At 59.4% G+C, this 12,454-nt stretch carries 10 protein-coding genes and 1 tRNA gene; 3 read left to right on the top strand and 8 right to left on the bottom strand.

The window, feature by feature from the left end:
• Positions 1-21 precede the first annotated feature (21 nt).
• Together ACLGGT_RS15470 and ACLGGT_RS15465 are read right to left on the bottom strand one after the other, a co-directional pair.
• The gene (locus ACLGGT_RS15470; protein WP_437196746.1) at positions 22-1,254 is read right to left on the bottom strand and encodes an MFS transporter; all 1,233 of its coding nucleotides are present in this window, start codon (positions 1,252-1,254) and stop codon (positions 22-24) included.
• A 56-nt stretch (positions 1,255-1,310) separates the two neighbouring features.
• Positions 1,311-3,512 carry a primosomal protein N' gene (locus ACLGGT_RS15465; RefSeq protein ID WP_437196745.1) on the bottom strand — a complete coding sequence of 734 codons (2,202 nt, stop codon included), beginning with the start codon at positions 3,510-3,512 and terminating at the stop codon, positions 1,311-1,313.
• A 94-nt stretch (positions 3,513-3,606) separates the two neighbouring features.
• Here ACLGGT_RS15465 and fsa point away from each other — a divergent pair, with 94 nt between their 5' ends.
• Together fsa and ACLGGT_RS15455 are read left to right on the top strand one after the other, a co-directional pair.
• On the top strand, positions 3,607-4,260 hold the full coding sequence (gene fsa / locus ACLGGT_RS15460; RefSeq protein WP_081508381.1) for a fructose-6-phosphate aldolase: 654 nt from the start codon (positions 3,607-3,609) through the stop codon (positions 4,258-4,260).
• A 167-nt stretch (positions 4,261-4,427) separates the two neighbouring features.
• Complete coding sequence (locus ACLGGT_RS15455; RefSeq protein ID WP_437196744.1) at positions 4,428-4,898, top strand: copper chaperone PCu(A)C; 471 nt, start codon at positions 4,428-4,430, stop codon at positions 4,896-4,898.
• 280 nt (positions 4,899-5,178) lie between these two features.
• Here ACLGGT_RS15455 and ACLGGT_RS15450 read toward each other — a convergent pair whose 3' ends face one another.
• The 6 genes from ACLGGT_RS15450 to pdxH form a co-directional block, all read right to left on the bottom strand.
• Positions 5,179-5,394, bottom strand: coding sequence for a hypothetical protein (locus ACLGGT_RS15450; protein WP_219436023.1), 216 nt, complete (start codon positions 5,392-5,394; stop codon positions 5,179-5,181).
• A gap of 33 nt (positions 5,395-5,427) precedes the next feature.
• Positions 5,428-9,108, bottom strand: coding sequence for a vitamin B12-dependent ribonucleotide reductase (locus ACLGGT_RS15445; RefSeq protein ID WP_219436024.1), 3,681 nt, complete (start codon positions 9,106-9,108; stop codon positions 5,428-5,430).
• Positions 9,109-9,612: 504 nt separating this feature from the next.
• Positions 9,613-9,689: transfer RNA gene (locus ACLGGT_RS15440), tRNA-Pro, on the bottom strand.
• A 64-nt stretch (positions 9,690-9,753) separates the two neighbouring features.
• Complete coding sequence (locus ACLGGT_RS15435) at positions 9,754-10,221, bottom strand: DUF192 domain-containing protein (RefSeq protein WP_081508377.1); 468 nt, start codon at positions 10,219-10,221, stop codon at positions 9,754-9,756.
• The gene (locus ACLGGT_RS15430; RefSeq protein ID WP_081508376.1) at positions 10,218-10,751 is read right to left on the bottom strand and encodes a cold-shock protein; all 534 of its coding nucleotides are present in this window, start codon (positions 10,749-10,751) and stop codon (positions 10,218-10,220) included. Before ACLGGT_RS15430 ends, ACLGGT_RS15435 begins: the two co-directional genes overlap by 4 nt.
• 121 nt (positions 10,752-10,872) lie before the next feature.
• Positions 10,873-11,475, bottom strand: a complete 603-nt coding sequence (pdxH, locus tag ACLGGT_RS15425; RefSeq protein WP_151979137.1) for a pyridoxamine 5'-phosphate oxidase — start codon at positions 11,473-11,475, stop codon at positions 10,873-10,875.
• A gap of 165 nt (positions 11,476-11,640) precedes the next feature.
• Between pdxH and fabI the strand changes: the two genes are divergently transcribed.
• Positions 11,641-12,447 (top strand): enoyl-ACP reductase FabI, encoded by an 807-nt coding sequence (gene fabI, locus ACLGGT_RS15420; RefSeq protein ID WP_081508374.1) that lies wholly within the window; start codon positions 11,641-11,643, stop codon positions 12,445-12,447.
• Positions 12,448-12,454: the final 7 nt, after the last annotated feature.

Raw genomic sequence — 12,454 nt, 5'->3', positions numbered from 1 at the left:
TTCCTTTTCAGAGGATCGGGATCATTCGGCGGGGGCAGGCAGAAACCGGGCAAAGATCGTCTCATTGCCCGGCTCCGGATGGCGCGGGATCAACAGCGCAAGGCCAAAGGAAATTCCCGCCATACCCGCCGCCCCAAAAAACACCGCCGCAGGCGACACCAGCCACAGATAGCCCAGTGCCGCAGGCAGAAAAACCGCCGCAATATGGTTGATGGTAAAAGCCACGGCCGCGGTGGGCGCAATATCACCGGGATCGGCAATCTTCTGAAAGTAGGTCTTGAGCGCCAGAGCCAGCGAAAACAGGATATGGTCGATCACATAGAGCGTCGCCGCCAGCACCACGCCCCAACCAAAGAAATAGATGCCACCATAGGCCAGAAACACAATCGCCAGCCCGGCATATTCAAACATCAGCGCGCGCCGCTCGCCAAAGTGGAACACGGCCTTGCCCATCAGCGGTGCGAAAATCATGTTGACCACAAGATTGATGAGAAAGAGCGCTGTCACCTCATGCACCTCAAAGCCGAATTTCTCGACCATCATGAAGCCCGCAAAGACGATGAAAATCTGCCGCCGCGCGCCCGCCATGAATTGCAACGCATAATAAAGCCAATAGCGCCGCCGCAGCACCATCTTTTTGAGTTGCGGATTGGGGGCCTCGAACCGGGGATAGGCCATCAGGCAGAACACCGCGATCACCGCCGTAAAGCCGCCCGAGACCATGTAAACGAAGTTATAGCTCAGATCAAAGGCCTGCCACGTCAGCACAATAAGAACATAGGCCACCAGCGTCGCCGCCGATCCCCCCGCCATCAACCAGCCCAGCATCTGCGGCGCACGCAGCTTGTCCAGCCATTGCAATTGCAGCGATTGGTTCACCGTCTCGAAATAGTGAAACCCGATGGAGCTGAGCATGGTGATCGCAAGAATTCCACCCAGACTTGGGAAATGGGCGGTAATCGCGGTCGCCACCCCCAAAAGAAGCAACGACACCAGCGCGAGCACCTGCTCATGCATGAACATGATCAGCGCGATCACGCCAATCGCCAGAAATCCGGGGATTTCGCGCACCGTATGCAGCCAGCCGATATCAGAGCCGTTGAAGCCGGCCACTTCGATCACGAAATTATTGAGCAGCGCCGACCACGTGGCAAAGGCCACCGGCATCGCGGCAGCCATCAGAAAGAGCAGCGTGACAGGCCTGCGCCAGAACGGCAGCTCTTGCGCTCTGCCCAAGGGAAACTGTGGTCTCATGGGTTTCCTTTACGCCCAAGACGCTGGCTTGGCGAGAGGCTGCGCCATGGTCCCCTTCAATAAAAACTCTGCGGATCAATATCGACCGTCAGGCGCATTTGCGCAGGCAACCGCACCTGCGCAATCCACTCGGACACCGCCGCCTGTATCGCCGCCCCCTTGGGGGCCTTGACCAACAGACGCACCCTGTGCCGCCCCCGGATACGGGCAATGGGTGCCGGTGCCGGGCCAAAGACCTGCGCCCCAACCGCCCGAATGGGCCCGTCACGCCGCGCCAGCGCCTCGCCCAGATCGAACACCGCCTGCATATCGGGGGAACTGAGGATAATCCCCGCCATGCGACCATAGGGGGGCACCCCCGCCTGCCTGCGCCCCTCGGCCTCGGCGCGCCAAAATCCCTCTTCATCGCCGGCCAGAATGGCGCGAATGACCGGATGCTCGGGCTGAAACGTCTGCAAAAGCGCGCGCCCGGCCCGCTCTGCCCGGCCCGCACGCCCCGCCACCTGCCGCATCAACTGAAACGTCCGCTCGGCGGCGCGCAGGTCAGAGCCTTGCAGGCCCAAATCGGAATCAATCACCCCCACCAGCGTCAGCAGCGGAAAATTATGCCCTTTTGCAACCAGTTGCGTGCCGATGATGATGTCGGCCGCCCCTTGGGCAATCTCGACAATCTGCTCTTTCAAGGCCCGTGCAGAACCAAACAAATCCGACGACAGCACCGCAATCCGCGCCTGTGGGAATAGCGCTGCCGCCTCTTCTGCCAGCCGTTCCACCCCCGGCCCTACCGCCGCCAGCTTGCCCGCGACACCACAGGCGGGGCAGGCCTCGGGCATGGCGGCACTCTCGCCACATTGGTGGCAGATCAGCCGCTTTTGGAACCGATGCTCGACCATCCGCGCATCGCAGTGATCGCATCCGATCTGATGCCCGCAGGCTCGGCAGACCGTCGTCGGCGCATAGCCGCGCCGGTTGAGGAACAAAAGCGCTTGCTCTCCCGCCGCCACCCGCGCATTGACCGCCGCCTGCAATGTGGGCGAAATCCAGCGGTTTGACGGCAGCGTTTCCACCCGCATGTCGATCGCCGCCAATTCCGGCATCACCGCAACGCCGAACCGGGCATCCAGATCAAGCCGCTCATATTTTCCGGCCTCTGCATTGGCCCAGCTTTCAAGGCTTGGCGTGGCCGAGGCCAAAACCACCCGCGCCCCACACAGGCTTGCCCGCAAGACCGCCATATCGCGCGCATGATAAAGCGCGCCATCCTCTTGCTTGTAGGAAGTGTCGTGTTCCTCATCGACCACGATCAGCGCGAGGTTCTGAAACGGCAAGAACAGCGCCGAACGCGCGCCCACCACCATCTGTGCGCCCCCCTGCCCGACCATTTTCCACACCCGCCGCCGCTCGGTCATGGTGACGCCGGAATGCCATTCTGCCGGGCGCGTGCCAAACCGCACCTCGACCCGCGTCAGGAACTCTGCCGTCAGCGCGATCTCGGGCAAGAGCACCAGCGCTTGCCCCCCTTGGCGCAGCGCCTCGGCCACCGCCTCGAGATAGACCTCCGTCTTGCCCGATCCGGTCACACCGCGCAAAAGCGTCGTGCCATAGCTGCCTGCCTGCAACCCCATACGCAACCGCGCCGCCGCCGCCGCCTGATCCTCGGTCAGCGCCTTGGCGGGCAGGTCAGGATCAAGCGGGACAAAGGGCGTATCGCGCGGCGTGTCTTCTTCGAGCACAGCCCCTTGCGCCACCAACCCCTTGACGACCGAGGATGTCACCCCCGCCAGATCACTCACCTCTTTTAGCGTGAACCCAAGCCCGCCATGATCGCGCAGCACCTCCAGCACCCGCGCGCGGGCATCGGTCAGGCGCGCAGGCTCTGTGTCGCCCAGACGGTAAATCTTTTGCATCGAGGGCGGATCGCTCAGCCCCGGTGCGCGTGTGGCCAGCCGCAGCATCGCAGGCAGCGGCGTCAGCGTATACTCGCCCGCCCGGCGCAGAAACTCCTGCATCTCGACGCGCATCGGGGCCACATCGAGCACACGGCCAATGCCGCGCGCCTTCTTGAGGTCAAAGCCGCCACGCCCCGGCCCCCAGACCACGCCCAATACCCGGCGCGGGCCCAGCGGCACCTCGACAAAGGCCCCGGTCCTCACGCCCCCCTCAGGGGCCAGATAATCCAACGGCCCCTCCAAGGGCTGCGCGGTCAGCACGGCCACCAATGTGCCCTCGTCGTAAAAGTCGGGCGAGGCTTGGGTCAACGGGTGGCTCCTGTCGCATGAGGGGTTTCGGCTTGCGCCCCCATGAGGTAAACGCTTCGCCAAGCAAACCCAACCCGCCACAGAGGGCCCTTCCATGAAATTCTTTGTCGATACCGCCGAAACCGATCAAATCGCCGAACTCAATGACCTTGGCATGGTGGACGGCGTCACCACCAACCCGTCGCTCATTCTGAAATCCGGGCGCGACATTCTCGAAGTCACCAAAGAGATTGCCGAAATGGTCGATGGCCCGGTCAGCGCCGAAGTTGTGGCGCTTACCGCCGACGAGATGATTGCCGAGGGGCGCAAGCTTGCGGCCATCGCAGGCAATATCGCCGTCAAGGTGCCGCTCACATGGGATGGCCTCAAGGCGTGCAAGGTGCTCTCGGGCGAGGGGCATATGGTCAATGTGACGCTTTGCTTTTCCGCCAATCAGGCGCTCTTGGCGGCCAAGGCGGGGGCCACGTTCATTTCCCCCTTCATCGGGCGGCTGGATGACATCAATCTCGACGGGATGGAATTGATCGCCGATATCCGCACGATCTATGACAACTACGGGTTCGAGACCCAGATCCTCGCGGCCTCGATCCGCACCGTCAATCACGCCTTTCAGGCCGCTCATATCGGCGCAGATGTGATGACAGCGCCCCCGTCCGTGATCAAGAAAATGGCAGAGCATCCGCTGACCGATCAGGGGCTCAAGACCTTTATGGCCGATTGGGAAAAGACCGGTCAGAAAATCCTCTGATCTCGCTTTCGTGGACAGAGGACAGGCGGATCAAGGGGGGCTCTCGAGCGCCCCTTTTTCTTGCGGGGATCAGCCGCATGGACGCATCTCGCCGCCCCTTCTATACATCGGGCATCGTGGCCCACTAGGGCACGCCCCTGCCACCCGACAGACACATGAGGACAGTCATGAAACAGCTTGCCTTGGCCCTTTTGGCGACATTGTCGCTTTGCGGCGCGGCCCAAGCCCATAGCGTCAAGAAAGACGCGATCGAAATCATCCACCCCCATATCAACGAGCCCTTCGCCGGGGCCAGATCAGCGGCGGCCTATATGGCCATCAGTAATGAGGGCGAGACCGCGATTCGCCTGATTGGCATCGACACCGCCGCCGCCAAAGTAACCTCCCTGCACACCACCGAACATGGCAGCGACGGGGTGGCGCGGATGCAGCCGATTGCCGGGATCGACATCCCCGCAGGCGAAACCGTGGTGCTGGTGCCGGGTGGCATGCATGTGATGCTCATGGGCCTGACCGCCCCACTCAAAGAAGGCGATATGGTGCCCGCGACCTTCCTTTTCGAGCAGATGGGTCCGGTTGAGGTCGAATTCATGGTCGATCCGACCGATGGCGTGGATCATTCCAAGATGGGTCACTGACCCCCACACGGGCGCCTGCATGTTGCATCCGATCAAATTCACATCGCCCCGGCCCCAAGCCGGGGCCTCTGCTCTGCGTCGGAGAGGTCCCGGGTCAAGCCCGGGACGGTTTTTGATCGGGCGCGACACACGCTAGACAGAAAAAGAGGGGGCACTAGGCCCCCTCGAGTCTCGCGAACCGGGTGTCATTCACTGCCCGACTATGGTTGTTGCCTGCTTCCGATCCGCGTCCGGGGCGAGCGCACCCGCCCCGTGTCTCTGTTCGATTACACGAGAACTATCAAATTCGTCCGGCTTCCATCTGTGCTTTTTGCTTGAGCATAGCTCGCACATTGGTTTCCGAGGCACCTTCAGGTGCGCTTACTCCAGAAATGTCCAAGACAGTTCTTTGCACATTTCCATTTTCATAAACCCGATCAAACTCGATGCGCCCGCGCCAAGTGCTGTTTTCAGCATCGAATTTAACTGATTGGAATTTGAAGTTTTTATCTTCCAATGTCGTTACTCCGCTCGTTATTTATATGGGCACTCAGCTACACCCGCTTGTCGCACCGCAGGTGTTGCACTTCATGCAGGTCCCGTTGCGCACCAGCGTGTAGTTGCCGCAATCGCCGCAGGCCTCGCCTTCGTAGCCCTGAAGCCGCGCCTTGGTGCGGGCATCCATGCTGACCGAGCCAGAGGCGACCGCCGTTGTCGTGGTCATCGCCGCCGACACGGTGGCTGTCGCCGTCTCGGGCACCAGCGTGGCCAGCATGGTCATTGGGTCCATGCCATCACCCGACGCGCGGGCGAGGGTCTGACCGCCCTGAAACACCACCAACTCTTGCGGCAAACGCTTGCGCAGATAGCCCGTTGAACTGATCTGCTTGAGCACTTCCAGCGAACGGCTGGCCGCAGCCTCGCTCATCTCCGAGACATTGCGCACGCCTTCTTCCTCGCCGCGCCCCAGATCGTCAAACGACGCGCCCGAGGGTTTGACATGCGCCAGATCGGTGCGATCCAGATAGCTTACCGCCAATTCGCGGAAGATATAATCAAGGATCGAGGTGGCGTTCTTGATGCTGTCATTGCCCTGCACCATGCCTGCTGGCTCGAACTTGGTGAAGGTGAAGGCATCGACGAATTCCTCCAGCGGCACACCGTATTGCAGGCCAACCGACACGGCGATGGCAAAGTTGTTCATCATCGCCCGGAACCCTGCACCTTCCTTGTGCATGTCGATAAAGATTTCACCCAGCTTGCCATCTTCATATTCGCCGGTGCGCAAGTAAACCTTGTGACCGCCGACAATGGCCTTTTGCGTATAGCCCTTCCGGCGCTCCGGCAGCTTCTCGCGGTGCGATTTCTGGATTTCCTTGATGATCACCTTTTCGACGATCTTCTCGGCCAGCACCTGCGCCTTTTGCTGCGGCGTGCCGGATTCGAGGATTTCGGCGGCCTCGTCATCATCCTCAACCAAACTTGCCGCAAGCGGCTGGCTCAGCTTCGATCCATCGCGATAAAGCGCATTCGCCTTGACGCCCAGCGACCACGACAATTCATAGGCTTTCTGACAATCCTCGATCGTGGCGTCATTGGCCATGTTGATGGTCTTGGAAATCGCCCCCGAGATAAACGACTGCGCCGCCGCCATCATGGTGATATGGCTCTCGACGCCAAGATAGCGCTTGCCCTTCTTGCCGCAGGGGTTGGCGCAGTCAAAGACGTGGTAATGATCCGTCTTGAGATAGGGCGCGCCCTCCAATGTCATCGTGCCGCACACATGGTCGTTGGCCAATTCGACATCGCGCTTGGAATAACCCAGATGCGCCAGAATATCGAACGTCGGATCGTTCAGCTTTTCCGTCGGAATGCCCAGAACATTGGTGCAGAACTCCGCGCCCAGCGTCCACTGGTTGAACACGAACCGGATGTCAAAGGCAGAGCCGAGCGCGGCATCCACCTTGGCCAATTCATTGGGGCCAAAGCCGTGGCCAATCAACGACGTGTGGTTGATCCCCGGCGCATTGCCGATAGTGCCATGGCCCACCGCATAGCTTACGATTTCCTCGATCTGCGCCGGACCATAGCCCAGCTTTTCCAAGGCGGCAGGCACCGACTGGTTGATGATCTTGAAATAGCCACCGCCCGCCAGTTTCTTGAACTTGACCAGCGCGAAATCAGGCTCGATCCCGGTGGTATCGCAATCCATCACAAGACCGATGGTGCCCGTCGGCGCGATGACCGAAGTCTGCGCATTGCGGTAGCCGTGCTTTTCGCCCAGCTTCAGCGCCTCGTCCCAAGATGCCATCGCCAGATCAACGAGCCGCGCATCGGGGCAATTCTTGTGATCAAGCGGCACGGGTTTCACCGCCAGCCCTTCATACCCTTCGGTCGCGCCATAGGCCGCGTTGCGGTGGTTGCGGATCACGCGCAACATATGCTTGCTGTTGCGCTTGTAGCCCGCAAAGGCCCCCAACTCTCCGGCCATCTCGGCACTTGTGGCATAGGCCACGCCGGTCATGATCGCGGTCAGCGCCCCACACAGCGCGCGGCCCTCGTCGCTGTCATAGCCAAAGCCCATGTTCATCAGCAAACCGCCGATATTGGCATAGCCCAGACCCAGCGTGCGGAACTCATAGCTGAGTTGTGCGATTTCCTTGGACGGGAACTGCGCCATCGTCACCGAGATTTCCAGCGTCACGGTCCACAGGCGCGTGGCGTGCATATAGGCATCGGCATCAAACTTGCCGTCCCCAAAGAACTTCAACAGGTTCATCGACGCCAGGTTACAGGCGGTATCGTCGAGGAACATGTATTCCGAACAGGGGTTGGAGCCCCGGATTTCGCCATCCTCCGGGCAGGTGTGCCAGGCGTTGACGGTGTCGTGATACTGAATACCCGGATCGGCACAGGCCCAGGCCGCGTGCCCCACATCTTCCCACAGATCGCGCGCCTTGATCGTCTTGGCAACCGACCCATCGGTGCGGTTGATCAGCGCCCAATCGGCATCATCCTTGACCGCCTTCAGAAACGCATCGGTGACGCGGATCGAATTGTTGGAATTCTGGCCCGACACGCTGGCATAAGCCTCTGAATCCCAATCTGTGTCATAGGTCGGGAATTCGATGCTCTCATAGCCTTGCCGTGCGTAATCCAGCACCCGCTTGACATAGGTCTCGGGGATTTGCACCTGCTTGGCGCCACGAATGGCCGCTTTCAGCTGCTCGTTCTTCTTGGGATCAACCGCATCCTCAGAGCTGCCATCCCAAGCGCGGATCGCGGCGAAAATCTGGTTGAGCTTCTGCTCGTGCATCTTGGACCCGGCCACGATGCTGGCAACCTTCTGCTCTTCCTTGACCTTCCAGTTGATGAATTCCTGAATATCGGGATGGTCGGCGTCACAGATCACCATCTTGGCCGCACGCCGCGTGGTGCCGCCCGATTTGATCGCCCCTGCCGCGCGGTCACCGATTTTCAAGAACCCCATAAGGCCAGACGACTTGCCACCACCCGACAGCTTTTCGCCCTCGGCGCGCAGGCTGCTGAAATTGGTGCCAGTGCCAGAGCCGTATTTGAACAGCCGCGCTTCACGCACCCAAAGGTCCATGATGCCGCCATCGCCCACCAGATCGTCTTTGACCGACTGGATAAAGCAGGCATGCGGCTGCGGATGCTCATAGGCCGAGGTGGATTTGGTCAGCTCGCCGGTTTGGAAATCAACGTAGTAATGCCCTTGGCTCGGACCGTCGATACCATAGGCCCAATGCAGGCCGGTGTTGAACCACTGCGGGCTGTTGGGCGCAGCCATCTGGCGCGCCAGCATATAGCGCATCTCGTCGAAATAGGCGCGGGCATCGGCCTCTTTGGTGAAATAGCCACCCTTCCAGCCCCAATAGCACCAGGCACCCGCCAGCCGGTCAAATACCTGCTTGGCGCTGGTTTCGCCGCCAAAACCGTCATTGTCCGCTGCCGGAACAGACCGCCACAGAAACTCAGGCACCCCCTCTTCCTTGACCTTTTCGATGCGGTTCGGAATGCCCGCCTTGCGGAAATATTTTTGCGCGATCACGTCGCTTGCAACTTGGCTCCAGCCGCGGGGCACCTCGATGTCATCCAGCCGGAACACCGTTGTGCCATCCGGATTGCGGATTTCGGAACTCGTGGTCACGAACTCAAGCGCTGCATAGGCGTCTTGTCCGGCGGTCGTGAATTTTCTTTCGATCTTCATGTCTTCTGCCCCATCGCAATCGTTTTTCAGGCCTTTGGCCCCGTGTGATTTTCAGGCGTCTCGCCTGATGTGAGTCGGTCGTTTCAACCTTGAACGGTGGCGGTTTGGCGCCCTGAAACGCCCTCTGGCCATGCCGTGCGGAGTGGTCGCTATCTCGTCGTCCTGAGTGTTGGTGTCATGTCCCTGCCGGGGCGAGCCACTATATGTTGTGGCCTTGCTGCCCGTCCACACAAACTGACGTATATTGCCATAGGCGGTCAACGAAAACTTTTCGGATTTTGGCAGAAAAATCGTTTGACTATGTCTCAGGTCACGCCCCCCCGGACGCGGACATGATTCATCCACAGGCGGCCCCGCAAAGAAGCCGTTATTTCCGGCACATTTGCCGGGCATAGCTGCAAAAGAGGTTGAAGTTTGGCGCGCCGGGCGTTTGTCGAAAATTGCGGCGCGCGCACCCAAAGGCACAGACCCCAGAGGGTCTTAGTTGTGCACTTGTGGGTAAAATGGTCGGGGCGATAGGATTCGAACCTACGACCCCCTGTTCCCAAAACAGGTGCGCTACCAAACTGCGCTACGCCCCGGACCGTGCGCCTGCATACTGAGGATTACTGGGCTTGAAAAGCCAAAAACAGGCCTCGCGCTGCTTTATTGGCTTTCAGAGCAGGGCCAAGCGGCCTTGCTCTGATCAATCGCGGCGTGCCGCATGGTCCAGCCCTCGGAAATACCGATTTTTCGCGCCAGACCACCGTTGATTTCCAACACTGCCAGAATGTCCTGGCCCCCAAAAATCGGCGACTCGTCCAAGGGCTGTGCTTCGTGATGCACTTTTTTCACGGTGCCAGTCTCGTCCATGAAAATCATGTCGAGCGGAATCAAGGTGTTCTTCATCCAAAATCCGACCGCTTGCGGTTCGGGATAGACAAAGAGCATGCCCGCGCTCATCGCCATACTCTCGCGGTTCATCAGGCCTTGGGCACGCTCCGCCTTGTCATCGGCAACCTCCACACTGAAGCGGGCGCTGCCGGCATCACTGCGCAACATCACCACATCCTCACGGCAGGTTTCAGCCGCTGCTGTGCTCGCCAAACCGGCAAGCACAACCGCCGCTATCATTCGGACAATTTTACCGCCGTTTCCCATCCACATACCTCGGTTGCCATCCGCCCCCTTTTACCATCAATCACGCGGATTGCCAGCGCCTCACCGGGCTGAACATCCGCAAGACCAGAGCGGCGCAAAACCTCGATATGCACGAAAACATCTTCGTCGCGACCAAAGGTATTGGCAAAGCCAAATCCTTTGCCTTTGTCGAACCATTTCACGCGCGCGGGCTGCAACGGAGCATTGCGAATGATCTCGGGATCAATCTCATCGAGATCAGCAAGCCCCGTGTGTTCAAGATCATCGGGCGGTGAAATCGTATGCACCGCCACTGCTTGCCGACCGCGCTCGGTCTGCTGAACATCCAATTCCACCCCGGCGCGATCCGCAACCGAACTTTGCCCAAAGTTCCTAAGAACATTGGCATGAAGCAAAATATCCGGGCCGCCTTCATCGGCAATTACAAACCCAAACCCTTTAACAGGGTCAAACCACTTAACACGCCCCTTTATTCTGCGAATATCATCATCCTGTGTCGTCACTTTTTCCTACCTAACAGCCTTCATCCCCAAGACTGCATTACACTTGCGTTATATTCACCCCCGCTTGCAAGTGGTTAATAATCAATAACTTCAATGCATTGCATTTCACGCAACGTGAAATTCATGGGTTCAGTCGTTGAATTTTCCAGCTTTCCCCTATGTCCGAGCGCCGCCAGACAAACCGATCATGCAGGCGAAACGCCCCATCCGCCCAGAATTCGATTTCGACCGGCGTGATCTTGAAACCGCCCCAAAACGGCGGTCGCGGCGGATTCGGTCCTTTCTGCGCGGTGATCTTCGCGACTTTCGCCATCAAGGTCGTCCGGCTGTCGAGCGGCTGCGATTGTTCCGACGCCCAAGCACCAAGCCGGCTCTTGAGCGAGCGCGACGCATAATACGCATCCGCACCCTCACCCTCCTCGCGACTCACCATACCACGAATGCGGACCTGACGGCGCAAGGATTTCCAATGCAGCACCATCGCCGCCTTGGGGTTGGCCGCGAGCTCCCGCCCCTTGGCGCTGTTGTAATTGGTGTAAAACACAAATCCGTCGTCGGAGATTTCCTTGAGCAACACCATCCGAACATTTGGCAACCCGTCGGCATCCACCGTGGACAGCGCCACAGCATTGGGGTCGTTCGGTTCTGATTTCTCTGCCTCGGCCAACCAGCCTCTGGCAATCTCAAAGGGGTCGTCGCCTGCAAAGTGTCCGTCGCGTTCCATGAGATCTCTTATTCCTGTCTGCGAATTCTCGCGCATATGTTTCCATATGTGTCAAACTAGTGTTCCCAACGGCATTTGACACCGCGCCAGCAAAAATGACCAGCCCTTGATGCAATCCCCCCAATCGCCTAAAGGTCAGAAAAATCTGATGGTCGGGGGCTGGGAATGTCGAACAATCTGATGGCGGGAAAACGCGGGCTCATCATGGGGCTCGCCAATGACAAATCAATCGCCTGGGGCATTGCCCGCGCCTGCGCCAATGCGGGGGCGGAACTGGCGTTCAGCTATCAGGGCGATGCTCTGAAAAAGCGGGTTGATCCGCTGGCGGCTGAGCTGGGTTCGACCATCGTATTGCCCTGCGATGTCGGCAATATGGCCTCTGTCGATCAGCTCTTTGTCGATCTGGGCACCCATTGGGACAGCCTCGACTTTGTTGTTCACGCCATCGGCTTTTCCGACAAGAACGAATTGCGCGGGCGCTATGTTGATACGAGCCGCGACAATTTCCTGATGACGATGGATATCTCGGTCTATTCCTTCACCGCCGTGATGCAACGCGCCGAAAAGATGATGGGCGAGGGCGGATCGGCCCTTACCCTCACCTATTATGGCGCTGAACAGGTCATGCCGCATTACAACGTGATGGGTGTCGCCAAAGCGGCGCTTGAGGCCTCTGTCAAATATATGGCCGAGGATTTGGGCAAAGACGGCATTCGCGTCAACGCCATCAGCGCGGGGCCGATCAAGACGCTGGCCGCCTCGGGCATCGGCGATTTCCGCTATATCCTGAAATGGAACGAATTGAATTCACCGCTGCGCCGCAACGTGACCATCGACGACGTCGGCCGCTCCGCGCTTTACCTGCTCAGCGATCTGGGCTCTGGCGTGACCGGCGAGACGCTGCATGTCGATGCGGGCTATCACATTGTTGGCATGAAGGCCGTAGACGCCCCCGACATCGACGCCACCTGAGAGGTTC

The sequence above is a fragment of the Roseovarius sp. MS2 genome, assembly GCF_051447875.1.
Taxonomy (GTDB): Bacteria; Pseudomonadota; Alphaproteobacteria; order Rhodobacterales; family Rhodobacteraceae; genus Roseovarius; species Roseovarius mucosus_A.
This window is presented reverse-complemented; position numbering and strand designations above follow the sequence as displayed.